Here is a 23,531-nt window from a genome sequence, read left to right as displayed (position 1 = left end):
CTAGGTGTAGAGGTCGTTGCCGCGGGAGAACTCCACGAACACCGCCGGCTCGTCGCCCACCGACCAGGCGTCGTGCCCGGGCGGCAGGAGCATCACCTGGTGCGGGCCGAACTCGTCCTCGGACCCGTCGTCCATCACCACGTGAAGCCTCCCCGAGAGGACGAGCGCGACGTGGGGGAGCTCGCAGGACGCGGTGCCTGCGTACTCCTTGAGGTCCGTCGACCAGCGGGCGCCGACGCCGAAGGTCACCTCGGTGACGCTGACGCCGTCGAGCTCGACGGTCCTCTTCGAGATCTTGCCGTGGACGTCGGCGGGGGCGGCGGCGAGGTCGCCCTTCTGCATGGCGGTCGTCGAGGTCATGGGTTCCTCTCTCGGAGGCCGGCGGCGCGGCCGGGGTCGTCGGGGCTCCAGAGCGTGGTCGACACCTCGCGGCGCACGAGGGGGACGACCTCCTCGGCGAACCGGGCCAGCACCTCCTGCTGCTGGGGGTAGGGCAGGACGGGGTTGATCGACACCGACTGCAGGTCGTGGCGGTAGCTCTTGTGGTAGTCGAGGATCTTCTCGGCCACGCGCTCCGGGGTCCCGACCAGCGCCGGGCCGTGCGCGACGGCGTCCTCCATGGTCATGAACGACATCGTCTTGCCCTTGCGGGTGTCGCCGGCGTGCTTCGCGGCGAGCTTCGTCGCCATCGCCTCGTAGATCGGCCGGTACTGCGCGATCGCCTCCTCGTCGGAGTCGGCGAGGAACAGGCCGCCGGACCCCGACCCGACGTAGCCCACCGACGGGTCGTGCCCGTGCTCGGCGAGCTTCTCGCGGTAGCGGTCGATGAGCACGAGGTAGGCCTCGCGGGGCTGGAGCGCGTTCGCGGAGAACAGCGGGTCGCCCCAGCGGGCGGCGAGGTCGACGGCGTGGGTCGAGGTCGCCGACCCGTGCCAGATCCGGAACGGCCCGTCGAAGGGGCGCGGGAACGTGGTGACGTCGTGCAGGTCGGCGTGGTGGGTGCCCTGCCAGTCGACGTGCTCGGAGCGCAGCAGCCGGCGCAGCAGCTCGTAGTTCTCGGTGAGGTACTCGTACTGCCGGCCGAGCTCGAGGCCGAACATCCCGAAGTGCCTGTCCTCGTTGCCCTTGCCGATGACGATCTCGAGGCGCCCGCCGGAGAGCTGGTCGACGGTGGCGTAGTCCTCGGCGACGCGCACCGGGTCGAGCAGCGAGAGCACCGTGACGCCGGTGGAGAGCAGGATCCGATCGGTGGCCTGCGCCAGCGCGCCGAGCAGCACCGTCGGCGCCGACGAGACGAACTCGCCGGCGTGGCGCTCGCCGACCGCGTAGGAGTCGAAGCCCAGGCGCTCGGCGCGGACGGCGGTCTCGACCACGCGCTCGAGGCGTTCGTGGACCGAGATCAGCTCACCGGTGACCGGGTGCGGTGCGTGCGGAACGATGTCGAGGACCTGGAACTTCACGGGTGCTCCCGGGGAAGGATCGTCGAGGCGGCGGCGGCCTCAGCGACACCCCTGGGCGGTGACCCGGCGCAGATCCACGTGACGGCGACGCGTCAGGGCGCGGCAGCGGGGCACGGTCCGAGACTCCGCCTGCTCGCGCGGCGGTGTCAACACCGCTTGCGCCACGCCGCCGCCCCGCACGACCATCGGAGCGTGGTCGACCCGCTGCTCCTCCGTCACTCCTGGGAGCGCCTGCACGTCGACCTGTGCCGCACGTGGTCGGCCCGCTGTCGCTGACGGTTCCCCGTCCCGACGCACCTCGTGGAGTTCCCGTGCCGCCGTCCCTGTCCGTCCTCGACCTGTCCCCGATCCCCGCCGGGTCGACGGTCGCGGACGCCCTGCGCAACACCGTCGACCTCGCCCGCGCCGCCGAGCGCTTCGGCTACCGGCGCTACTGGCTCGCCGAGCACCACCTCAACCCCGGCGTCGCCGGCGCGGTGCCGACCCTGCTCATGCAGGCGGTCGCGGCCGCCACCGCGGACATCCGCGTCGGCTCCGGCGCCGTCCAGACCGGGCACCGCACGCCGCTGTCGGTGGTCGAGGAGTTCGGCACCCTCGACGCGCTGTATCCGGGACGGATCGACCTCGGGCTGGGCCGCTCCGGGGGGACCAGGGACCCACGGCGGGAGAACGGGCACGTCGAGGGCCGGGTCGTCGACGGCGTCGTGATCCCGGCACCGTTCACCGCCCGCGCGGCGCTGCGCTCCCAGCGGGTGAAGGCCCAGCGGGAGCTGATCCGCCAGCCCGGCGCGGAGGCGCCCGGCTACACCGCGGTGGTCGACGAGGTCCTCGGCCTGCTCGCCGGCACCCACCGCGCGTCCGCGGGTGTCGCGGTCCACGCGGTGCCGGGGGAGGGCGCCGGCGTCGAGACGTGGGTGCTCGGCAGCAGCGGCGGGGAGAGCGCGGAGGTCGCGGGCGCCCGCGGGCTGCCGTTCGCGGCGAACTACCACGTCAGCCCGGGCACGGTGCTCGACGCCGTCGAGGGCTACCGCGCGGCGTTCCGGCCGTCGGCGACCCTCGACCGCCCGCACGTGATGGTCTCCGCGGATGTCGTGGTCGCCCGCGACGCGGCGCGCGCTCGCGAGCTCGCCGCGGGCTACGCACCCTGGGTGCACAGCATCCGCAGCGGGGCGGGCGCCATCCCGTACCCCGACCCCGCTGCGGCCGCCGAGGCGGAGTGGGACCCGGAGCTCGTCACCGACCGGCTGGAGACGCAGCTCGTCGGCGATCCCGCGGCGGTCGCCGAGCGCCTCGCGGCCCTGGCGCGCCTCACCGGCGCCGACGAGCTGCTCGTCACGACGATCACCCACGACCACGCCGACCGCGTGGAGTCCTACCGGCTGCTGGCCGCGGAGTGGGCGGCGTGACCGAGCTGCGCCAGCACCGGCAGCGTGCGCTCCCGGTCCGCGGCGTCGCCGACGAGGCTGACGTTGACGTCGGTCGCGCCGGCCTCGGCGTAGCGGCGCAGACCCTCGGCGACCGCGTCCTCGTCGCCGGCGACCACGATGTCGCCGGGCGAGCCGAACCCGTCGCGCGCGAGGGTCGCGGCGTAGGACGGGAGCCGCGCGTACGCGGCGTACTCGGCGGCGACCTCGGCGCGCACCCGCGCGGGGTCGTCGGTCACCGCCACGGGCACGCCGACGACGACACGCGGCCGCGGCAACCCGGCACGGGTCAGCCGCGGCACCACCTCGTCGGCGATCGTCCGCGGGCCGGAGAGGAACGTGATCGTCCCCGACGCCCGCTCCCCGGCGAGGCGCAGCATCACCGGCCCGAGCGCCCCGAGCAGGACGGGAACCCGCGGGGCCGCGCCCGGCACCGTCGTCGCGGCGGCGTCGGAGCCCGGCCCCTCGGCGCCCGGTACCGCACGGCCGTCGAGGATCGGGAGCAGCACGTCGAGGTGCGCGCGCAGCGCCGCGACCGGTCGGTCGAACGGGATCCCGTAGACCTCGAGCAGCCCCGGGTGACTCACCCCGAGCCCGAGCGTGAACCGCCCGTGCGAGGCCGCCTGCACGGTCTGGGCCTGCGCGGCGAGCACGCGGGGGTGCCGCGGCTGGACCACGATCACCGACGCGCCGAGCTCCACCCGCGGGACGTCGCGGGCGATCGCCGCGAACGTCGTCAGCGTGTCGACGCCGTAGCCCTGCGGGAGCCACACCGTGTCCACGCCCGCGGCCTCCGCCGTACGCGCGCGGCCCGCCAGCTCGTCGACGACGTTGCCCGGGTCCGCGGGCAGGCCCGCCGCCACGTTCACACCGATACCGATCACGCGACCAGGCTGCGGCGCACCCCGCGGCCGGAACCAGGAGCCCGCTGATGGGGGTAGTGGCACTGACACCTTGCGACCTGCGACGCCAGGAGCTCGGCCGCTGCCTGCGCGCCTACCGCGACCTCGTCGGGCCGCGCCAGGTCGGGCTCCCGGCGGGCAGCAGGCGGCGCGCCCCGGGCCTGCGGCGCGAGGAGGTCGCGGCGCTCGCCGGGGTCGGGGTCACCTGGTACACGTGGCTCGAGCAGGGCCGGGTCACCGCGTCCGACCAGGTGCTCGACGCCGTCGGGCGCGTGCTGGGCATCGACGACGTCGGCCGCGAGCACCTCCGCGCGCTGTCCCGCCCCCACGATCCCCTCGAGATCGACCCGGACGGCCTGCGCCCGCTGCTCGCGAGCTGGCGCGACGACCCGGCGGCGCTGCTCGACGCGCGACTCGACGTGGTCGCGGCCAACGAGGCGTGGACGGCGACCTTCGCGCCCGGGCGCCACGTCCTCGAGCAGCTGCTGGCGAGCACCGAGGACGTCGTTCCGCTCGTCCACGCCCTCGCCCGCCGCCTGCGCATGGCCACCGACCGCGACCCCGGTGACGCCCGCCTGACGCAGGTCCGCGCGCAGCTCCGCGCGGGCGCGCCCGGGCTCGGGGCGCTGTGGGACTGCCGCGGCGTCGGTGCGTTCGGTCGCCCCGCGGTCCGCCTCGGCGACACCCGGCGGACCGCGCATCTGCTGGCCGAGGCGGGCGCGATCGAGCTCACCGGCGCCGTCGTCCTGGTCCTGCTTCCCGACGCTCGTAGCACCAGCGGGTGACCCCGTGGGCGCGGAGCGTCGCCGGTCACGTCCCGACGCGGCGGTGTTGACACCTGGGCGGTGCCGCTCCTTAGAGTCCGGAACGACCCGCCACGAACGAGGGAGGACGCGATGACCGGCACGGTCCGTGTCCTGGAGTCACACCGCGGGTGCTACCGACGCCACGTGGACCTGCAGCGGGTCGCCAGCGCCGTCTGTCCGGGCTGACCGCCCCGGACACGACTCCCACCACGCCGCGGCGTCCACGCCGCAGGAAGCGGTCACGCATGTCCCCGCTGCCCTCGCAGCTGCATCTCGCCGTCGCCCTGGACGGCGCCGGCTGGCATCCCGCTGCCTGGCGAGAGCCCGGCGCCCGCCCCGGCGAGCTGTTCACCGCCCGCTACTGGGCGGACCTCGCGCGCACCGCGGAGCGCGGGCTGCTCGACCTCCTGACCATCGAGGACGCCTTCGGGCTGCAGTCCGGCGACCACCTCGCCGAGCCCGACCGGCGCACCGACCGTGTCCAGGGTCGCCTCGACGCCGAACTGGTCGCTGCGTTCGTCGCGCCGCTGACCGCCCGGATCGGGCTGGTGCCGACGGTGACCACCACGCACACCGAGCCGTTCCACGTCGCGTCGGCGCTGGCCACGCTCGACCACGACTCGCGCGGTCGGGCCGGCTGGCGCGTGCAGACCTCGGTGCGCCCCGACGAGGCCGCGCACTTCGGCCGCCGCACGATCCCCGGACTCCGTCGCGAGGCGCTGGACACCCCGGAGGCCCGCGCGCTCGTCGCGGAGCTCTTCGGCGAGGCCGCCGACGCGATCGAGGTGGTGCGCAGGCTCTGGGACTCGTGGGAGGACGGCACCGAGATCCGCGACGACGCGGCCAACAAGTTCCTCGACCGGGACAAGCTGCACCACATCGACTTCGCCGGTGACCACTTCTCGGTCCGCGGGCCCTCGATCGTCCCACGCCCGCCGCAGGGCCAGCCGCTGGTGGTGTCCCTCGGCCACGGATGGGAGCCGTACCGCCTTGCCGCGCGCGGCGGCGACGTGCTGTTCGTGACGCCGCACGACCGCGACGACGCGGCCGCGATCCTCGAGCAGGTCCGCGCTGCGGAACGGGACGTCGGACGAGACGGTTCCCCGCTGCAGGTGCTCGCCGACCTCGTCGTCCTGCTCGACGACACCGAGGAGGCCGCCCGCGAGCGCCTGGCCCGCCTCGATGCCGTCGACCCGCTGACCAGCGACGCCGCGATCCTCGCGACCACGCCGTCCGCGCTCGCCGACCTGCTCGTCGCGTGGCAGCAGGTCGGCCTCGACGGCTACCGCCTGCGTCCCGCGGTGCTGCCGACCGACCTCGACGCGATCGTCGACGGCCTGGTCCCCGAGCTCCAGCGCCGCGGCGCCTTCCGCACCGGGTACGCCGAACCCACCCTGCGCGGGCGCTTCGGTCTCGCGCGCCCCGCCAGCCGCTACGCGACGGCGGGGGCCTGAGATGAGCCGCAAGCAGATCGTCCTGGGCGCCTACTTCCCCGGCGTCAACCACGACACCGTCTGGAGCGACCCTGCCTCGGGCAGCCACATCGACTTCGCGTCGTACGAGCAGTGGGCGCGGATCGCCGAGCGCGGCAAGCTCGACCTGCTCTTCCTCGCGGAGGGCCTGCGCATCCGCACCCGGGGCGAGGAGTTCTTCGACCAGGACGTCGTGGGCCGGCCGGACACGTTCACGGTGCTCGCCTCGCTCGCGGCCGTGACCCGTGACATCGGGCTGGCGGGCACGATCAACTCGACGTTCAACGAGCCGTTCGAGCTGGCCCGGAAGTTTGCCACCCTCGACGTGCTCTCCGGTGGGCGCGCCGCGTGGAACGTGGTGACGAGCTCGGACGCACCGACCGGCGAGAACTTCCGCCGCGGTGGCTACCTCGGCCACCACCAGCGGTACGAGCGCGCCGGCGAGACGCTCGCCGCGGTCCGCGCGCTGTGGGACTCGTGGGGCTCGGACGCCGTCGTCGCCGACCCGGAGTCGGGACGTTTCCTGCGCGACGGCCACGTCGGCGACTTCGCCGTGCGCGGCCACCAGTTCGACATCCACGGGCGGTTCACCGTCCCGCGCAGCCCGCAGGGCCACCCGGTGATCCTGCAGGCCGGTGAGTCACCGGCCGGGCGCGACTTCGCCGCCGCCGGCGCGGACGCGATCTTCTCCCGCTACCAGCAGTTCGACCAGGCCCGTGCCTTCTACGACGACGTCAAGGCACGCGTCGCGACGGCCGGCCGCGACCCCCGCGAGGTGCGCATCCTCCCCTCCGCCGCCGTCGTGCTCGGTGACACCGACGCCGAGGCCCGCGAGCGCCACGCGCTGATCCACGACCGCCAGGTCGACCCGTGGACCGCGATCGTGCTCGCCGAGATGGTCTGGAACCGCGACCTGTCGGGCGTCGACCCCGACGGCCCGGTGCCCGACGTCGAGCCGACGCCCGAGGCCCCGACCTGGATCCGCGGGCGGGCGCCCCTGACCCAGGACGCGCACGCGACGGCGAAGGCGTGGCGGGACATCGCGGAGGCCGGCGGCCTCTCGCTGCGCGAGACCGTGAAGCAGGTCTTCGACCGCGCCGTGTTCGTCGGGACCCCGGAGCACGTCGCCGACGAGATCGACCGCTACGTGCAGGCCGACGCCTGCGACGGCTTCATCCTCGGCTCGCACGTGAGCCCGTCGGGCCTCGACGAGGTCGTCGACCGCGTCGTCCCGCTGCTCCAGGAGCGCGGCGCGTTCCGGACCGACTACGAAGGGGGCACGTTGCGGGAGAACCTGGGGCTCGCGTCGCCGTCCCGCTTCGGCGAGCCGCGTCACGAGGTGGCCTCGTGAAGCGCACCGGACTCGCGGCCCTGACGGCCGTCGCCGCTCTCGTCCTGGCCGCCTGCGGTGGGGGAGGCGGTGGTGGGCAGGCCGCCGATGCCGGGCCCCCGCGTCCCGGCGGCACGCTGGTGTTCGCCGTGTCCAGCGACGCCGGCTGCGCCGACCCGCAGCAGGTCGGCAGCAACGACTCGATCTACTCGATGCGCCAGGTCGTCGACTCGCTGACCGACCAGGACCCGGCCAGCGGCGACATCCGGCCGTGGCTCGCGACGTCGTGGCAGTCGAACCCGCAGGCCACCGAGTGGACCTTCCAGCTGCGCCCCGGGGTGACCTTCTCCGACGGCACCCCGCTCGACGCGAACGCGGTGAAGACGACCTTCGACCGCGTCCCGTCCCTCGGGGCCCGCGGCACCCTGCCGAAGGGCTACCTGGCCGGCTACCAGGGCACGACGGTGACGGGCCCGACGTCGTTCACCGTGCGCTTCGCACAGCCCAACGTGCAGTTCCTGCAGGGCACGTCGACGCACAGCCTCGGGATCTTCGCGCCGGCCAGCGCGGCGCAGACCGACGACCAGCGCTGCGCCGGCGTCGTCGGGTCCGGGCCCTTCGTGCTGCAGACGTACACGAAGAACCAGGCCACGATCCTGGCGAAGCGGGCCGGTTACTCCTGGGGATCGTCGCTGTTCACCCACCCCGGCGAGGCCTACCTCGACCGCGCCGAGTTCCGGGTGGTCCCCGAGTCCGGGGTGCGCACCGGCAGCCTGCAGTCCGGCGAGGTCGACGCCATCGCGAGCATCGGCCCGCAGGACGAGGCGCCGCTGGCGGGGGCCGGGATCGAGCTGCCGTCGCGGGCGAACCCCGGCACGCCGTTCGGCATCGTCTTCAACCAGTCGACGCCGCTCGGGCAGGACGCCGCGGTCCGCGAGGCGATCTCCGCCGCGATCAACCGGCAGGAGGTCGTCTCCGCGGTCTACACGTCCCAGACGCGGCCGGCGACGTCCGCCCTCGCGTCCACGACGCCGGACTACGCCGACCGGTCGGCGGCGCTGGCCTTCGACCCGGCCCGTGCCGGCGCGGTGCTCGACGCCGCGGGCTGGGCGCCGGGCCCGGACGGCATCCGGGCCAGGGCCGGGCAGCGGCTGACGCTGCCCCTGATCTACGCCCCGGTCATCGCGACGAACCGGCCGGCGCTCGAGCTGGTACAGCAGCAGCTGCGTGCCGTCGGGATCGACCTGCAGCTGCAGGAACGACCGGTGGCGGACACCGCGACGATCCAGCAGAGCGGGCAGTTCACGGCCTTCTGGCTCAACGTCAGCCGGGCCGACCCGGACATCCTGCGCGCGCAGTACGGCACCGCGGGCCCGAACACCTTCCGCTTCCCGGCCGGGACGCCGTTGGACGCCCTGCTCACTGCGCAGGCCGGGACGCTCGACGAAGCGCAGCGCACGCAGCAGGTGGCGCAGGCGCAGGAGCAGCTGGTCGGCCAGCATCTGGTGATCCCGGTCGCGGAGCTCACCACGACGCTCGCGGTCGGCCCGGATGCGCACGACGTCGCGTTCGACGCCTCGTCGCGCATCCAGCTCCACGGCACCTGGAAGTCGACCCCGTGAGTGGGCCGTACCTCCTCCGGCGGCTCGCGGCGGCCGTCGGGGTGCTGTGGGCGGCGTACACCGTCTCGTTCGCCGTGCTCTACCTGCTGGCCGACCCCGTCGCGACGCTCGTCGCGCGGGCGTCGGACGGGACGACGCTGACCACCGCCGAGCTCGACGCGCTGCGGGTGCAGTACGGGCTCGACCAGCCGGTGCCGGTGCAGTACCTGGACCGGCTGTGGGCGGCGCTGCAGGGTGACCTGGGGACGTCCTTCGTCAACGGTCAGCCCGTGACGAGCGCGATCGGCGAGGCCCTGCCGCCGACGCTGCAGATCGCGTCGGCCGGGCTCGTGCTCGCGGTGGTGCTCGGCGCCGGGGTGGCGCTGACGGCCACCTACGCCCGCAGCCGCTGGCTCGCCCAGGCGCTCATGGGGCTGCCGTCGCTGGCGGTGTCGCTGCCGGTGTTCTGGGTCGGTCTCATGCTGGTCCAGCTGTTCTCGTTCCAGCTGGGCTGGCTGCCCGCGGTCGGCGCCCGCGGACCGGAGGCGCTGATCCTGCCCGCCATCACCCTCGCGCTGCCGACGGGAGCGCTGATCGCGCAGGTGCTGGTCAAGAGCATGGGCCAGGCGCTGGCCGAGCCGTACGTGACCACCGCGCGGGCGAAGGGGGTCGGGCCGCTCGCGGTCCACCTCCGCCACGCGCTGGGCAACGCGGCGATCCCCGCCCTGACGGTGCTCGGGTACGTCACGGGCAACCTGCTCGCCGGCACGGTGGTCGTCGAGACCGTCTTCACCCGGCCGGGGCTGGGCCGCATCACCGTCTCCGCGGTCGCGGACCAGGACATCCCGCTGGTCCAGGGCGTCGTGCTCCTCGCCGCGTTCGTGTTCGTCGTGGTCAACCTCGTCGTCGACCTGCTCTACCCCCTGCTCGACCCGCGCGTCTCGCAGGCGGTGCCGGCATGACCGAGCTCCTCGAGCGCGGGCCGGACCGTGCACCCCTTCCGGCCCGACCGGCGGAGCCCGGCCGCGGCCGGCTCCTCCGCTTCCTGCGCCGCCGCCCGGGGCTCGTGATCTCGGTCCTCGTGATCGTGGTCGTGCTGGTCTCGGCGGTGTTCCCGCAGCTGTTCGCCCCCGGCGACCCGAACCTGGCCGTCACCGCCGAGCGTTCGCTGCCGCCCGGTCCGGGGCACTGGTTCGGGACCGACTACCTCGGCCGTGACGTGTGGACCCGCGTGGTGCACGGCACCGCGCTGTCGCTGCAGGCGACCCTCATCGCGGTGGCGGTCGCGCTCGTCGTCGGCGGGCTGATCGGGCTGCTGGCCGGGTTCGTCGGCCGGTGGGTCGACGAGGGGCTGATGCGCCTCGTCGACGTCCTGCTCGCGATCCCGCCGATCCTGCTGGCCCTGGCGCTGATCGCCGCGCTCGGCTTCGGCACGACGAACGTGGCCATCGCCGTGGGCGTCGCGAGCGTCGCCCAGTTCGCCCGCGTGATGCGCGCGGAGACCCTGCGCGTGCGCGGCACCGTCTACGTCGAGGCGGCCCGCGCGGTCGGGACGCGGTGGTGGGTGACGCTCGGGCGCCACGTGCTGCCCAACGCCGCCGGCCCGGTGCTGGTGCTCGCGGTGCTCGAGTTCGGGCTCGCGATCCTCGCGGTCTCCTCGCTGTCGTTCCTGGGGTACGGCGCGCCGCCGCCCGCCCCGGAGTGGGGGTCGCTGGTGGCCGAGGGGCGCAACTACCTGGCGACCGCATGGTGGATGTGCGCGATGCCCGGCCTGACGATCGCGGCGACGGTGCTCGCCGTGAACCGGGTCTCCAAGGCCCTCGACGGCGAGTGGGGGCGGGACCGATGAGCTCGTTGGCGGTGAAGGACCTCCAGGTCGACTACCGGGTGTCCGGGGGGACCGTCGACGCCGTCCGCGGGGTCGACCTGGAGGTGGCGCCGGGCGAGGTCGTGGCGATCGTCGGCGAGTCCGGCTCCGGCAAGTCGACGCTCGCGCAGGCGATCATCGGCCTGCTCCCCGACAACGGGGCGGTGCGGGCGGGGAGCGTGCGCCTCGGCGATGACGAGCTGGTCGGGCGCACCGACCGGCAGTGGCGCTCGGTGCGCGGCGCGCGGATCGGGCTCGTGCCGCAGGACCCCGGGGTGTCGCTGAACCCGGTGCAGAAGGTGGGCGCGCAGGTCGCCGAGGTGCTGCGGACCCACGGGCTCGCGGACCGACGCGCGGCGCCGGCGAAGGCCGTCGCGCTGCTCGAACGGGCCGGGCTCCCGGACGCCGCGGTGCGCGCGGGGCAGTACCCGCACGAGCTCTCCGGCGGCATGCGGCAGCGGGCGCTGATCGCCGTGGCGATCGCCGCCGACCCCGGTCTGCTCGTCGCCGACGAGCCCACCAGCGCGCTGGACGCCACCATCGCGCGCCAGATCCTCGACCACCTCGAGGAGCTGCGGGAGGCGTCGGGCAGCTCCCTGCTGCTCATCACCCACGACCTCGCGGTCGCGGCGGACCGCGCCGACCGGATCGTCGTCATGTCCGGCGGGAGGGTCGTCGAGCAGGGACCGACGGCGGAGATCCTCGCGAGTCCCCGGGAGGCCTACACCCGCGAGCTGCTCGTCGCCGCGCCCGGGCTGGCCGTGACCGCTCCGCCGCCGCCGGCGGCACCGATCGGCGGGGACGCCCCGATCGCCGAGGTCCGGGGGCTGGTGAAGGACTTCCCGCTGCCCCGGGCGTCGGGTAGCTGGCGGCGCGGGTCACTGCGCGCCGTGGACGATGTGTCCTTCGCGATCGCTCGCGGGGAGACGCTCGCGCTGGTCGGGGAGTCCGGGTCCGGGAAGTCGACGACCGCGCGGCTGCTGCTGCGCCTGGCCGACCCGACCGCCGGGCGGGTGCTGCTCGACGGCGAGGACGTCACGGCGGTCCGCGGCGAGGCCTGGCGGCAGCTGCGGCGGCGCGCCCAGCTCGTCTACCAGAACCCGTACGCCTCGCTGGACCCGCGCTTCACCGTCCGCGAGGTGATCACCGAGCCGCTCCGCGCGTTCCGGGTCGGGTCGTCGTCGGAGCAGGCGGCGCGGGCCGCCGAGCTCGTCGACCGGGTCGCGCTGCCCGCCGCGACCCTCGAGCGCAGGCCGGTCGAGCTCTCGGGCGGCCAGCGCCAGCGGGTGGCGATCGCCCGCGCGCTGGCGCTCGCGCCGGACCTCGTCGTGTGCGACGAGCCGGTGTCGGCGCTGGACGTGTCGGTGCAGGCCCAGGTGCTCGAGCTGCTCGCCGAGCTCCAGGAGCGCGACGGGCTGGCGTACCTGTTCATCTCCCACGACCTCGCCGTCGTCCGGCGGGTGGCGCACCGCGTCGGCGTGATGCGCGACGGCCGGCTGCTCGAGCTGCGGCCGACCGCCGAGATCTTCGACGACCCGCAGCACGAGTACACGCGGACGCTGCTCGCGGCGATCGCGGGACGGCGGGTGCCGGCGGGGGAGGTCGGGTGAGTGCCTCAGTCCCGCGCCCGGTTCCCGCCCCAGCGCTCCCAGTGCACGACCTGCTCGACCGGCTGTCGGCGCGGCGTCGACCAGCGCCCGCGCGCCGGGTAGCCGAGCGGCACGAGACCCATGGTCGCGGCGTCGTCGGGCAGCCCGAGCAGTTCGTCGACCTCACGCTCGCCGGTGAGCAGGTGGAGGGAGGTCAGCACGCCGCCGATGCCGTGGGCCCGGGCGCCGAGCAGCAGCTGCTGCACCGCGCCGTAGATCGACGCCCCGAACCGCTTGTCGGTCGAGTCCGCGCCGTTCCGGAGCACCGGCACGACGAACACCGGCGCCTCGGCCAGGTGGTAGGCGAGGTGGTCGGCGGCGCGGAAGGACGCGGGGCTCAGGCCGTCGGCGGCGCCGTCACGGGCCGGGTCGAGCAGCTCCTCGCGACGCACCCCGTAGACCTTCTCCCAGCCCTGCTGGTAGTGCTCGGCGATGCGGGCCTTGACCGTGGGGTCGGTGACGACGACCCAGCCCCAGGTCTGCCGGTTGCCGCCGGACGGGCCGCGCACGGCGGTGTCGAGCAGCTCCCACAGCACGTCGTCGGGGATCGGGGTCTCCGCGAGGTAGCGCCGCGCCGGGGTCGTGCGCAGGCCTTCGAGCAGGTCGACGTGCTCCGCCACGGGTCCTCCTCCGTTGATCGACATGACGTGTCCACCGTAGGCGCGTCCGGAGGCGCTCCGGGAGGACGGCAGTGACGAGGACCACCGGGCTCGCCGTCGGAATCGAGATCGACGGCGACGGCGCCCACCCCGCCGCGTGGCGGTGCGCCGACCACCCGCCCGACACCCTGCTGACCCCGGCGCACCTCGCCGAGATGGGCCGGCGCGCCGAGGACGCCGGGTTCGCGTTCGTCACGCTCGCGGACGCGACGGCCGGCGACCCCGGCGCGGGCGTCGCGGGCCGGTTCGACCCGGTCACCGCGGCGTCCTTCCTGTCCGCGCGGACCGACGCGCTCGGACTGGTGCCGCTGGTCGCCGCCGCGCACGCCGAGCCCTTCCACGTCTCCAACCAGCTCTCGGGTCTCGACCACGCCTCGGTGGGCCGGGCGGGCTGGCTGCTCGGGACGGAGGCGAGCGCGGCCCGGGCCGCCGCGCACGGCGTCCGGCACGAGACCGACGCGGCGGTCCTGGCCGGGGAGGCTGCCGACGTCGTCGACGCCGCCCGGCGGCTCTGGGACTCCTGGCAGGAGGACGCGATCATCGCCGACGAGGCGAGCGGCCGGTTCATCGACGCCGACCGCGTGCACCACGTCGACTTCCGCGGACGGTCGTTCGCGATCCGCGGCCCGGCGCTGGTGCCCCGCCCGCCGCAGGGGCAGGTCCCGGTGCTCGCCCCGGCCGGGACGCTGCCGCCCGATCTCGTCGACGTGGACGTCGTCGCCGCGCCGTCGCTCGACGACCTGTTGGGCGCGCCGACGCGGGCGCCGCGCGCGCTCGCGGAGGTCGAGGTCGTGCTCGACGCGGGCGGTACCCCGGCCGCCGAGCGGCTCGCCGCCCTGAACCGCCACACCCCGTGGCGGCCCGGCCACCGCCTGCGCCACGTCGGCGGCCCGGCGCGGCTGGTCGGCGTGCTGCGCCGTCTCGCCGACCGCTTCGACGCGGTCCGGCTGATCCCCGCGGTGCTCGACGTCGACGGCGCGGTGCTCGCCGACCAGGTCCTGCCGGGCCTCGGCCACCACCTGCGCCGTCCCGTGCCCGGAGACACCCTGCGCGACCAGCTGGGCCTCGAGCGGCCGGCCGGTCGGTACGCGTCCTGAGAGGAGCCCCCGTGGCCGCACCCGAACCCGCCCGGCCGCACGCGCGGCTGCACCTCGCCGGCTTCTTCGGCTTCGGCCCCGCCTACGTCTGGTCGGAGGCGGACCCGCACGTGTACTACGACTTCGCCGCCTGGCGCCGTCTCGCGGCCGCCGCCGAGCGGGGCCTGTTCTCCACTCTCTTCCTCGGCGACAGCCAGCGGCTGCGAGAGCACCTCGGGCGCGTCACCGACCACTCGGTGACAGGCCGTCCCGACCAGCTCGTGCTGTTCGCCCACCTCGCCGCCGTGACCGAGCGGATCGGGCTCGTCGCCACGCTGAACACCACGTTCTCCGATCCGGTCGACCTCGCCCGGCGCCTGTCCACCGTCGACGTCCTGTCCGGCGGGCGCGCGGGCTGGAACGTGGTGACGACCGACAACGACTGGACCGGCGAGAACTTCCGGCGGGGCGGCGACGTGACCCACGACGACCGCTACCGCTATGCCGAGGAGCACCTAGCCACCGTCGAGGCGCTGTGGTCGGCGTGGCCGGACGGCGTCACGGCGGCATCGGCGGACGCCGCGTCGTGGTCGGTGCCCGGCGCGATCGGGGAGGTCGTGCGCGGAGCCCGGCGCGCCCGTCCGTCGCTGCCGCCGAGCCCGCAGGGCCGCCCGGTGCTCTTCCAGGCCGGTGAGTCGCCCGAGGGCCGGGAGTTCGCGGCCCGGCATGCCCAGGGAATCTTCTCCCGCTACCTGCGGTTCGACGAGGCCCTGGACTTCGCCACCGACGTCCGCGCCCGACTGGTCCGCCGCGGACGCCCCGCCGACGACGTGAAGATCTTCCCGGCGACGCGGGTCATCCTCGGCGACACGGACGCCGAAGCCCGGGACAAGGCGCGCTGGTTCCGTGACCGCACCTGGAGCGACCGGCGGGTCCGTGCCGTCGTCGAGGCGGTGTGGGGCCACGACCTGTCCGACCACGACGTCGACGGCCCGCTGCCGGCGCACGACCCCGTCAGCGCCGTCCAGACGATCACCCACGGCGTGGTCAACACCAGCGACCGTCCCCGGCGCACCGCGGCCGCGTGGCGCGACCTCGCCGCGCAGCGCGGCTTCTCGATGCGCGACCTGGTCCTGCACCTCAACGAGTCGATCGAGTTCGTCGGGACCCCGTCCGCGGTCGCCGACGAGCTCGCCCGCTCCGTGCGGGCGGGCGCGATCGACGGCCTCAACCTCCAGCCGAACGCGGTGCCCGACGGGTTCGACGACGTCGTCGCGCGGCTGGTGCCCGCTCTCCAGGACCGGGGTGTCTACCGCACCGCCTACGAGGGCACGACGCTGCGGGAGAACCTCGGGGTGCTCCCCGCCCCGACGCGGCTGGGGGCGACCGCGTGACCCGGCTCCTGCGCCGCCGCCGTCACGTCGACCTGCGGCGGCAGGCGAGCGCGCTGTGTGGGCACCCCGGCGCGCGTCCCGGCTGACGGCCCCCGCGGTCGAGCCCGGTCCGCGCCGTCCCCGCGTCCCACACGCACGACGGCAGGATCACCGTGACCGTTCTCCTCCCCGGCGCCCCGGCCACCACTCAGGCCACCACTCAGGCCACCGCACCGGCGCCCACCGACGTCCCCCGCCGCTCGGCGGCGACCGCGTCCGCGGTGCTCCGCGCCGTCCTGGACCACGGTCCGGTCGCGCGCAGCACGGTCGGCGAGGTCACCGGCCTCAGCCCGGCGGCGGTGAGCAGGCAGCTGAGCACCATGACCGAGCTGGGGCTGGTCCGCGACCACCGGGTCCCGCGCCTGCGCTCGACCGTCGGGCGCCCGCACGTGCCGGTCGACATCGACACCGGCCACCAGGTCATCGCCGGCATCCACGTCGCGGTGCCCCACGCCACGCTCGTGCTCATGGACCTCCGCGGCCGGGTGGTCGCCGAGGAACGCCGCCGGCACGCGCCCGGGCACACGCCCGGCGGCCTGCTCGCGGGCCTCGGTGACGCGATGGCGCACTTTCTCGACCGGCACGCGGGCGGCCGCCGACCCCTCGGCGTCGGCTTCGCGACCGGCGGTCACGTGGACCCCGGTCGGGGGACCGTCGTGACGCACCCGCAGCTCGGGTGGCACGAGCTGGCGGTCGGTGCCGCCCTGGAGGACCGCCTCGGCCTCCCTGTGCGGGTGGAGAGCCACGCCCGGGCGCTCGCCCGCGCCGAACAGCTGATCGGCGCCCACCGCGAGCGCGCCCGGACGAGCCAGGTGGCGCTGTTCGTCGGCAACGTCGTGGACGCCGCGATCGCGACGAACGGGTCGGTGCACCAGGGGCCGGGCGCGGCAGCGGGCGACGTCCGGCACCTGCCCGTCGGATCGGAGACGGGCTGTGCGTGCGGCCGCGCCGGGTGCTTCGAGGCCACGGTCACCGAGCAGGCCGTGGCGGTGCGCGCCGTGGAGTGCGGGCACCTGCCGGTCCCGCGCTTCGCCGACGTGCTGGCCGCGCTCGAGGCCGGCGCCCCGTGGGCCGAGCGGCTGTTCGCCGAGCGCGCGCGGGCGGTCGGGCGGGTCGCGGCGCTGCTCCTCGACCTGATCAACCCGGAGATCGTGGTCGTGACCGAGTCCGGGATCGCGCGACGGCCGGACCTGATCGGCGAGGTGCGCGCCGAGGTGGCCCGGTGCTCCCACGTCGGAGCCGACCCGGCGCGCGCCGTGGTGCCCGGGACGTTCGGTCCCCGCGCGCTCGCGGTCGCCGGCGGGTCGGTCCTGTTGCACGACGTGTACACCGACCCGGGCGATCTACCTGCGCGGACTTCATTTCCGTCCTCGGAAAATTGACTCTCCGCGACCCCCCGCCGACGATGAGTTCCATGAGCGCACCGCTTCTGACCAGGGCATGTCGGCCCTGCTGCGCTCGCTGCTGCTGTCGCTGACGCCGACCGGCACCCGCTTCCGCCACACCCTCACCACGCCCCGGGCGCCGCCCCGCCGGGCTCTTCACGCGTGCCCTCCCGCGCCCACCGCCGCACCTGACGGAGACCACCATGACCCTCACCACCGACCGCGCCACGACCGCCGGCCACGCCGTGCGACCCGTCGCCGGACACATCGGCGCGGACGTCACCGGCGTCGACCTGGCCGCCGACCTCGACGCCGCCACGGTCGGCACGATCACCGCCGCGCTGCACCGGCACAAGGTGCTGTTCTTCCGCGACCAGCAGCTCGACCACGGTGCCCAGGTCCGCTTCGGGCGCCGCTTCGGGGAGCTGACCTACGCCCACCCGCACGACGACACCCCGCCGGAGGGCCACCCGGAGATCTTCACGGTGGACCCGGAGCGCTACCGGCAGCGCTACGGCGGGGAGGAGCCCGCGGTCACCCGGCGGCGGTACAGCTACCTCGCGGGGTGGCACACCGACGTCACGGCGGCGGTCAATCCGCCGTCGGCGTCGATCCTGCGCGCGGAGGTCGTGCCCGACATCGGCGGGGACACGACGTGGACCAACCTGGTCGCCGCCTACGAGGGGCTCTCCGCGCCGGTGCGAGCCTTCGTCGACGGGCTGCGTGCGGAGCACCGCTACGGCGGATCGCGCCGCCCCGGGGGTGACGGCGCCTACGCGCGCCGCGTCAACGACAACCTGCTCGTCTCGGTGCACCCGGTGGTGCGCGTGCACCCGGTGACCGGCGAGCGTGCCCTGTTCGTCAACCCCGGCTTCACCAGCCACATCGTTGACGTCACGCCGCGCGAGAGCGCCGCGATCCTGGACCTGCTCTACGCCGAGATCACGCGGCACGAGTACACGGTGCGCTTCCGGTGGGAGCCGGGCAGCGTCGCCTTCTGGGACAACCGGGCGACGGCGCACCTCGCGCCCGCCGACCTCGACCACCTCGACGTCCGCCGTACGCTGCACCGCGTCACGGTGATCGGTGACCGGCCCGTGGGGCCGGACGGGTTCACCTCGGAGGTCGTCGAGGGTCGCCCGTTCACCGCCGACCACGCCGTCGTGGTCGACTGAGCGGCGCGGGTCACGGAGACCGTCATGACCGCCACCCGATCCCGGCTGCTCGCCGCGGCCCTCGCGATCGCCGCGCTCCTGCTCACCGCGTGCTCCGGTGCGTCGGGCGGCGAGCTCGCCGCCGACGCGCCCCTGCCCGCCGCGGTGCCGCCCGAGACCACGCTGGTGATCGCCGACCAGGCCGAGTACCAGCAGGCGTCGCTGCGCGCGTCGGGCGAGCTCGGCCGGCTGCCGTTCCGGGCCGAGTTCGCGAACTTCGTCGGCGGCCCGCAGATCCTCGAGGCGTTCCGCGCCGGCGCCGCCGACGTCGCCTACGTCGGCGACACCCCGCCGATCCAGGCGCTCGTGGCCGGCGAGGACGTCCCGATCATCGCGTCCCGGCAGGTGGACGTCGGGAACACGGTGCTCGCCGTCGCCCCCGGCGTGCCCGCCCGCCGGCTCGCCGACCTCCGCGGCAAGAAGATCGCGTACGCCGAGGGCACGGCGCAGCAGGTGATCGTGCTGCGGGCGCTGGAGCGGGCCGGTCTCACCACCCGGGACGTGCAGCTCGTCCGCCTGCAGCTCGGCGACTTCAACGACGCCGTGCGCACCGGGCAGGTGGACGTGGCCCCGCTGAACGAGCCGCGGCTGACGCGGTTCCTCACCGAGGCGGCCCCGCGGGGCGGCGGCGTGATCGACCCGGTGGAGACCGCCGGCACGTCGACCGGGCTCAACTACCTGTACGCCCGCCGCGGCGCGCTGGAGGACCCGGGGAAGGCGGCCGCGCTGCGCGCCTACGTCGAGTCGTGGATCCGCGCCAACCAGTGGGTCAACCAGAACCCCGATCCGTGGATCCAGCAGTACTACGTCGAGAACCAGGGAGTGACGGCGCAGGACGGTCGGCGGATCGTCGACTCGCTCGGCACCGCCACCTTCCCGCGCCTGGACGACGCGCTGGTGCGGCGCCAGCAGGACAGCATCGACGTCATCTCCCGGGCCGGTGAGCTGCCCCGCCCGGCGCGGGCGGCGGACGGCTTCGACCGGCGGTTCGACGAGGTCGTCGCCCGCGTCGTGCCCCAGGTCGGCGCCTCGTTCGACCCGGAGGTGACCCCGCGATGACGACGGTCGCCCCTCGCCCCACCGGCGATCCCCGCCTGGTGCCGCGACCCCGGACCCGCCGCGGGCTCGCGCCCGGCCGCACCACGGCGCGCGGTCTCCTGCTCGGTCCGGCGCTGCTCGTGCTGATCTGGGTCCTCGGCTCGGCGACCGGGCTGATCGACCCGGCGACCCTGTCCCCGCCGTGGACCGTGGTCTCGACGTTCGGTGACCTCATCGCGGACGGGAGGCTGCAGTCCAACCTGCTGTCCTCGGTGCAGCGGGCCGCGCTCGGCCTCCTGCTGGGCATCGTCGCCGGGCTCGCGCTCGCCCTACTGGCCGGCCTGAGCCGCGCGGGGGAGGCCGTCGTCGACGGCCCGGTGCAGATCAAGCGCGCCGTGCCGACCCTCGCCCTGATCCCACTCATGATCGTCTGGTTCGGGATCGGCGAGGAGATGAAGGTCGTGGTGATCGCGCTCAGCGTGTTCGTCCCGATCTACATCAACACGCACGCCGCGCTGCGCGGCGTCGACGCGCGATGGGTCGAACTGGCCGAGAGCGTCGAGCTCTCGCGGACGTCGTTCGTCCGCCGGGTCGCGGTGCCCGGGGCGCTGCCGGGGTTCTTCACCGGCCTGCGGCTCGCGGTGACGATCGCCTGGACCGCGCTGGTCGTGGTCGAGCAGGTCAACGCGACGAGCGGGATCGGCTACCTCATGACCCAGGCCCGCAACTACGGGCAGACCGAGATCATCGTCGCCGGCCTGGTCGTCTACGCCGTCCTCGGGCTCGCGGGCGACACGACCGTGCGCGCGATCGAGAGGAGGGCGCTGTCATGGCGGCGGACGCTGGGGAGCTGACCGGCACGAGGACGGGGAGCGCCGTCTCGACCGTCGGGCTGGTGCGGGGGTTCGAGGGGACCGTCGTCCTCGACGGCCTCGACCTGGAGATCGCGCCGGGGGAGTTCGTCGCCCTCCTCGGGCGCAGCGGCTCGGGCAAGTCGACGCTGCTGCGCGCGCTGGCCGATCTCGACGACGGCGTCGCAGGGTCGGGGGAGCTGACGGTGCCCGCCGAGCGCGCCGTCGTGTTCCAGGACTCCCGCCTGCTGCCGTGGGCTCGGGTCCTCGACAACGTCGTGCTCGGCCTGGACGGAGAGGACGCCCGGCGGCTCGGGACGGCGGCGCTGGCCGAGGTCGGTCTGGCCGGCCGGGAGCGCGCGTGGCCCGGGGAGCTCTCGGGCGGGGAGCAGCAGCGGGTCGCCCTGGCCCGCTCGCTGGTCCGCGAGCCGCGGCTGCTGCTCGCGGACGAGCCGTTCGGCGCGCTCGACGCACTGACGCGGCTGCGGATGCAGGACCTGCTGCTCGAGCTCGTCGAGCGGCACAGACCGGCGGTGCTGCTGGTGACCCACGACGTGGAGGAGGCGGTCGTGCTGGCCGACCGGGTGCTGGTGCTGGAGGCGGGCGGCATCGCGTCGGACCGCCGTGTCGACCTGGACCGACCGCGGGATCCCGGCGACCCGCTGGTCGTGGCGCACCGCGCCGAGCTGCGCGCGGCGCTGGGGGTCGAGCAGTGACCGGGCAGCTGTCACTCAACGCGTTCATCTACCCGGCCGGGCACCACGAGGCCGCCTGGCGCCACCCGTCCACCACCCCCGAGCGGATCTACGACGTCGAGTACTACCAGCAGATCGCGCGGACCGCGGAGGCCGGGAAGCTCGACGCGATCTTCTTCGCCGACTCGCCGTCGCTGCGCACCGAGGTGGCCCACAACGCCGCGGGCCGGCTGGAACCGATCACCCTGCTCACCGCGGTCGCCGTCGCCACCGAGCGCATCGGGCTGATCGCCACGGCGTCGACCACCTACTCCGAGCCCTACAACCTGGCCCGGCTGTTCGGCTCGCTCGACCACATCTCCCGCGGGCGGGCCGGGTGGAACATCGTCACCACCGGCGACCCGGGCGCGGCCGCGAACTTCGGGCTGGACGCCCACCCCGTGCACGCGGAGCGCTACGCCCGGGCGAGCGAGTTCGTCGATGCGGCGGTCGCACTGTGGGACAGCTGGGAGGACGACGCGGTGGTGCTCGACCGCGAGGCGGGCGTGTACGCGGACCGGACGCGGATCCACGAGATCGGCCACCACGGGCGGCACCTGCGGGTCCGCGGGCCGTTCAACCAGCCGCGCCCGCCCCAGGGGCACCCCGTCCTCGTGCAGGCCGGGGCGTCCAACGACGGGCGGGCGTTCGCGGCCCGCTACGCCGAGGCGATCTTCACCGCGCACCAGCGGCTGGCGGACGCACAGGCGTTCGCCGCCGACGTCCGGGACCGGGCCGCCCGGCTCGGGCGCCGCCCGGAGCACGTGCGGATCCTGCCCGGGATCAGCCCGTTCATCGCCGGCACCGAGTCCGCGGCCCGCGCGTTGCAGCAGGAGTTCGACGAGCTGACGGTCCCGGCCTACGGGCTCGCCCAGCTGGCCGCCCTGACCGGCACGGAGGTCGGCGAGGTGGAGGACCTCGATCTGGACGGGCCGGTGCCCGCCCGCCTGTTCGCCGACGCCGGGGACGTCACCGACAACGGCCGCAGCCGGCTGCAGGTGGTGGCGGGGATCGTCGAGCGGGAGCGCCCCACCGTGCGCCGCCTGCTGCGCCGCCTGGCCGGGGCCCGGGGTCACCGGGTGGTCGCGGGGACCCCGGAGCAGATCGCCGACACCATCACCGAGTGGTTCACGGCCGGCGCGGCCGACGGCTTCAACGTCATGCCGCCCTGGTACCCCGGCGGCCTCGAGGTGTTCGTGGAGGCGGTGGTCCCGATCCTGCAGCAGCGCGGGCTGTTCCGGACCGAGTACACCGGCACCACCCTGCGCGACCACCTCGGACTACCCCGGCCGGTGAACACCCTCGTCCCGTCGCGTCACCGGACCGGCGCGTAGCGGTTGGCAGGGCGGGGGAGGCCCAGGTTCTCCCGCAGGGTGCTCCCCTCGTACTCCTCCCGGAACAGCCCTCGCTCGCGCAGGATCGGCACGACGGTCTCGACGAACACCTCGAGCCCGCCGGGCAGCCACGGCGGCATGACGTTGAAGCCGTCGGCGCCGCCCTCGACGTACCACTCCTGCATCGTGTCGGCGATCTGTTCGGGGGTGCCGGCGACCACCCGGTGCCCCCGCGCCCCGGCGAGGCGGTGCAGCAGCCCGCGCAGCGTCGGCCGCTCGCGCCGGATGATCCCGGCGACGAGCTGGCGGCGGCTGCGCAGGTTGTCGCCGATCTCGCCGGCGTCGGCGACGAGGTCGAGCGGCACCGGCTCGTCGAGCGGGATCGTCCCGACGTCGATGCCGACGAGGTCGCGCAGCTGGACCAGGCCGTACTCGACGACGGTCAGCTCGTCGAACTCCTGCTGCAGCTTGCGGGCGTCGTGCTCGGTGTCGGCGATGAACGGGCTGAGCCCCGGCAGGATCTTGATGTGCTCGGGGTCCCGGCCCAGGTCGGCCGCGCGCTTGCGGATGTCCTGGGCGAACGTCTGCGCGTCCTCGAGGCGCTGCTGCGCGGTGAAGATCGCCTCGGCGTACTTCGCCGCGAAGCCCCGCCCGTGGTTGGAGGCCCCGGCCTGCACGAGCACCGGGTGGCCCTGCGGCGGCCGCGGGGTGGTCAGCGCGCCCTCGACCCATCCCGTCATCCGCGGCGGGTGGATCTTCTCCGGGTCCGCGTACCGGCCGGCCTCGCGGTCCAGCAGGATCGCGTCGTCCTCCCAGCTGTCGAACAGCTTCAGCACCGCGTCCACGTATTCGTCGGCCCGCTCGTACCGCGACTCCGGGTCGGGGTTGGCGTCGAGACCGAAGTTCCGGGCCGCCGCCGCGGAGTCGGTGGTGACGATGTTCCACGCCGCCCGCCCCCGCGAGAGGTGGTCGAGAGTCGACAGCGAGCGGGCCAGCGACCACGGGTACGAGTACGTCGTCGACGCCGTCCCGATCAGGCCGATGTGCTCGGTCGCCGCCGCGATCGTCGCGAGCACGAGCAGCGGGTCGAGGCGCCCGACGGCGTTGTAGGCGACGTTGTCGTCGAGCTTCGGGATGTCGGCGAGGAACACCGCGTCGAACCGTGCCGCCTCGGCGGTCCGGGCCAGCTCGGTGTAGAACGCCGCGTCGAACATCCGCTCCGGCGCCGAGCCCGGGTAGCGCCAGGCCGCCTCGTGGTGCCCCGAGGAGAGGATGAACGCGTTGAGGTGCATGCCC

At 75.0% G+C, this 23,531-nt stretch carries 22 protein-coding genes; 17 read left to right on the top strand and 5 right to left on the bottom strand.

Translation table 11 applies throughout. The annotated features are described in order from the left end of the window. Entirely contained in the window at nucleotides 1-360 is a 360-nt protein-coding gene (locus WCD41_RS25520) for a cupin domain-containing protein (RefSeq protein ID WP_337717812.1), read from the bottom strand. After that, nucleotides 357-1,460 carry an LLM class flavin-dependent oxidoreductase gene (locus tag WCD41_RS25515; RefSeq protein ID WP_337717810.1) on the bottom strand — a complete coding sequence of 368 codons (1,104 nt, stop codon included), beginning with the start codon at nucleotides 1,458-1,460 and terminating at the stop codon, nucleotides 357-359. Before WCD41_RS25515 ends, WCD41_RS25520 begins: the two co-directional genes overlap by 4 nt. 311 nt (nucleotides 1,461-1,771) lie before the next feature. On the opposite strand from WCD41_RS25515, the gene WCD41_RS25510 reads away from it, so the two are divergent. Then, on the top strand, nucleotides 1,772-2,866 hold the full coding sequence (locus WCD41_RS25510) for an LLM class flavin-dependent oxidoreductase (protein ID WP_337717806.1): 1,095 nt from the start codon (nucleotides 1,772-1,774) through the stop codon (nucleotides 2,864-2,866). Here the strand turns inward: WCD41_RS25510 and WCD41_RS25505 are convergent. Then, nucleotides 2,833-3,768 carry a TIGR03564 family F420-dependent LLM class oxidoreductase gene (locus WCD41_RS25505; protein ID WP_337717805.1) on the bottom strand — a complete coding sequence of 312 codons (936 nt, stop codon included), beginning with the start codon at nucleotides 3,766-3,768 and terminating at the stop codon, nucleotides 2,833-2,835. The two genes, WCD41_RS25510 and WCD41_RS25505, sit on opposite strands and share 34 nt — an antisense overlap. 47 nt (nucleotides 3,769-3,815) lie before the next feature. Between WCD41_RS25505 and WCD41_RS25500 the strand changes: the two genes are divergently transcribed. The 8 genes from WCD41_RS25500 (at nucleotide 3,816) to WCD41_RS25470 (ending at nucleotide 12,472) form a co-directional block, all read left to right on the top strand. Next, nucleotides 3,816-4,571, top strand: coding sequence for a helix-turn-helix domain-containing protein (locus WCD41_RS25500; RefSeq protein ID WP_337717803.1), 756 nt, complete (start codon nucleotides 3,816-3,818; stop codon nucleotides 4,569-4,571). Between the two features lie 111 nt (nucleotides 4,572-4,682). After that, nucleotides 4,683-4,778, top strand: coding sequence for a putative leader peptide (locus WCD41_RS31190; RefSeq protein WP_373695195.1), 96 nt, complete (start codon nucleotides 4,683-4,685; stop codon nucleotides 4,776-4,778). Nucleotides 4,779-4,837: 59 nt separating this feature from the next. Then, nucleotides 4,838-6,046: an LLM class flavin-dependent oxidoreductase gene (locus tag WCD41_RS25495; protein ID WP_337717802.1), complete on the top strand. Its 1,209-nt coding sequence runs from the start codon at nucleotides 4,838-4,840 to the stop codon at nucleotides 6,044-6,046. A gap of 1 nt (nucleotide 6,047) precedes the next feature. Next, complete coding sequence (locus tag WCD41_RS25490) at nucleotides 6,048-7,415, top strand: NtaA/DmoA family FMN-dependent monooxygenase (RefSeq protein WP_337717799.1); 1,368 nt, start codon at nucleotides 6,048-6,050, stop codon at nucleotides 7,413-7,415. Then, nucleotides 7,412-9,016, top strand: a complete 1,605-nt coding sequence (locus tag WCD41_RS25485; RefSeq protein WP_337717797.1) for an ABC transporter substrate-binding protein — start codon at nucleotides 7,412-7,414, stop codon at nucleotides 9,014-9,016. The genes WCD41_RS25490 and WCD41_RS25485 overlap by 4 nt, the downstream gene beginning before the upstream one ends. Further along, nucleotides 9,013-9,957, top strand: coding sequence for an ABC transporter permease (locus tag WCD41_RS25480; protein ID WP_337717795.1), 945 nt, complete (start codon nucleotides 9,013-9,015; stop codon nucleotides 9,955-9,957). The genes WCD41_RS25485 and WCD41_RS25480 overlap by 4 nt, the downstream gene beginning before the upstream one ends. Then, complete coding sequence (locus WCD41_RS25475) at nucleotides 9,954-10,844, top strand: ABC transporter permease (RefSeq protein WP_337717793.1); 891 nt, start codon at nucleotides 9,954-9,956, stop codon at nucleotides 10,842-10,844. Before WCD41_RS25480 ends, WCD41_RS25475 begins: the two co-directional genes overlap by 4 nt. Further along, nucleotides 10,841-12,472, top strand: coding sequence for a dipeptide ABC transporter ATP-binding protein (locus tag WCD41_RS25470; protein WP_337717791.1), 1,632 nt, complete (start codon nucleotides 10,841-10,843; stop codon nucleotides 12,470-12,472). The genes WCD41_RS25475 and WCD41_RS25470 overlap by 4 nt, the downstream gene beginning before the upstream one ends. A gap of 5 nt (nucleotides 12,473-12,477) precedes the next feature. On the opposite strand, the gene WCD41_RS25465 is transcribed toward WCD41_RS25470, so the two are convergent. Next, nucleotides 12,478-13,131: a nitroreductase family protein gene (locus WCD41_RS25465; RefSeq protein ID WP_337717789.1), complete on the bottom strand. Its 654-nt coding sequence runs from the start codon at nucleotides 13,129-13,131 to the stop codon at nucleotides 12,478-12,480. 71 nt (nucleotides 13,132-13,202) lie between these two features. On the opposite strand from WCD41_RS25465, the gene WCD41_RS25460 reads away from it, so the two are divergent. The 8 genes from WCD41_RS25460 (at nucleotide 13,203) to WCD41_RS25425 (ending at nucleotide 22,235) form a co-directional block, all read left to right on the top strand. After that, a complete protein-coding gene (locus WCD41_RS25460; protein WP_337717787.1) occupies nucleotides 13,203-14,267 on the top strand; it encodes an LLM class flavin-dependent oxidoreductase in 1,065 nt (354 codons plus the stop codon). A gap of 11 nt (nucleotides 14,268-14,278) precedes the next feature. Beyond that, nucleotides 14,279-15,640: an NtaA/DmoA family FMN-dependent monooxygenase gene (locus WCD41_RS25455; RefSeq protein WP_337717785.1), complete on the top strand. Its 1,362-nt coding sequence runs from the start codon at nucleotides 14,279-14,281 to the stop codon at nucleotides 15,638-15,640. A gap of 152 nt (nucleotides 15,641-15,792) precedes the next feature. Further along, nucleotides 15,793-17,061, top strand: a complete 1,269-nt coding sequence (locus WCD41_RS25450; protein ID WP_337717782.1) for an ROK family transcriptional regulator — start codon at nucleotides 15,793-15,795, stop codon at nucleotides 17,059-17,061. A gap of 206 nt (nucleotides 17,062-17,267) precedes the next feature. Further along, nucleotides 17,268-18,239, top strand: a complete 972-nt coding sequence (locus WCD41_RS25445) for a TauD/TfdA dioxygenase family protein (protein WP_337717781.1) — start codon at nucleotides 17,268-17,270, stop codon at nucleotides 18,237-18,239. A 24-nt stretch (nucleotides 18,240-18,263) separates the two neighbouring features. Then, complete coding sequence (locus WCD41_RS25440) at nucleotides 18,264-19,337, top strand: PhnD/SsuA/transferrin family substrate-binding protein (RefSeq protein WP_337717779.1); 1,074 nt, start codon at nucleotides 18,264-18,266, stop codon at nucleotides 19,335-19,337. Beyond that, entirely contained in the window at nucleotides 19,334-20,170 is an 837-nt protein-coding gene (locus tag WCD41_RS25435; protein WP_337717777.1) for an ABC transporter permease, read from the top strand. Before WCD41_RS25440 ends, WCD41_RS25435 begins: the two co-directional genes overlap by 4 nt. Further along, nucleotides 20,146-20,883, top strand: a complete 738-nt coding sequence (locus tag WCD41_RS25430; protein ID WP_337717774.1) for an ABC transporter ATP-binding protein — start codon at nucleotides 20,146-20,148, stop codon at nucleotides 20,881-20,883. The genes WCD41_RS25435 and WCD41_RS25430 overlap by 25 nt, the downstream gene beginning before the upstream one ends. After that, nucleotides 20,880-22,235: an LLM class flavin-dependent oxidoreductase gene (locus WCD41_RS25425; protein ID WP_337717772.1), complete on the top strand. Its 1,356-nt coding sequence runs from the start codon at nucleotides 20,880-20,882 to the stop codon at nucleotides 22,233-22,235. The genes WCD41_RS25430 and WCD41_RS25425 overlap by 4 nt, the downstream gene beginning before the upstream one ends. Here the strand turns inward: WCD41_RS25425 and WCD41_RS25420 are convergent. Continuing rightward, nucleotides 22,217-23,527, bottom strand: a complete 1,311-nt coding sequence (locus WCD41_RS25420; protein ID WP_337717770.1) for an LLM class flavin-dependent oxidoreductase — start codon at nucleotides 23,525-23,527, stop codon at nucleotides 22,217-22,219. The two genes, WCD41_RS25425 and WCD41_RS25420, sit on opposite strands and share 19 nt — an antisense overlap. Between the last annotated feature and the right edge of the window lie 4 nt (nucleotides 23,528-23,531).

It is taken from the genome of Actinomycetospora aeridis, assembly GCF_037400275.1.
GTDB lineage: Bacteria > Actinomycetota > Actinomycetes > Mycobacteriales > Pseudonocardiaceae > Actinomycetospora > Actinomycetospora aeridis.
This window is presented reverse-complemented; position numbering and strand designations above follow the sequence as displayed.

Bases quoted from the DNA above. Each gene is read 5' to 3' on its own strand.
- WCD41_RS25520 (WP_337717812.1), bottom strand. From the start codon at position 360: ATGACCTCGACGACCGCCATGCAGAAGGGCGACCTCGCCGCCGCCCCC.
- WCD41_RS25500 (WP_337717803.1), top strand. From the start codon at position 3,816: ATGGGGGTAGTGGCACTGACACCTTGCGACCTGCGACGCCAGGAGCTC.
- WCD41_RS31190 (WP_373695195.1), top strand. From the start codon at position 4,683: ATGACCGGCACGGTCCGTGTCCTGGAGTCACACCGCGGGTGCTACCGA.
- WCD41_RS25495 (WP_337717802.1), top strand. From the start codon at position 4,838: ATGTCCCCGCTGCCCTCGCAGCTGCATCTCGCCGTCGCCCTGGACGGC.
- WCD41_RS25490 (WP_337717799.1), top strand. From the start codon at position 6,048: ATGAGCCGCAAGCAGATCGTCCTGGGCGCCTACTTCCCCGGCGTCAAC.
- WCD41_RS25475 (WP_337717793.1), top strand. From the start codon at position 9,954: ATGACCGAGCTCCTCGAGCGCGGGCCGGACCGTGCACCCCTTCCGGCC.
- WCD41_RS25470 (WP_337717791.1), top strand. From the start codon at position 10,841: ATGAGCTCGTTGGCGGTGAAGGACCTCCAGGTCGACTACCGGGTGTCC.
- WCD41_RS25445 (WP_337717781.1), top strand. From the start codon at position 17,268: ATGACCCTCACCACCGACCGCGCCACGACCGCCGGCCACGCCGTGCGA.
- WCD41_RS25440 (WP_337717779.1), top strand. From the start codon at position 18,264: ATGACCGCCACCCGATCCCGGCTGCTCGCCGCGGCCCTCGCGATCGCC.
- WCD41_RS25435 (WP_337717777.1), top strand. From the start codon at position 19,334: ATGACGACGGTCGCCCCTCGCCCCACCGGCGATCCCCGCCTGGTGCCG.
- WCD41_RS25430 (WP_337717774.1), top strand. From the start codon at position 20,146: ATGGCGGCGGACGCTGGGGAGCTGACCGGCACGAGGACGGGGAGCGCC.
- WCD41_RS25420 (WP_337717770.1), bottom strand. From the start codon at position 23,527: ATGCACCTCAACGCGTTCATCCTCTCCTCGGGGCACCACGAGGCGGCC.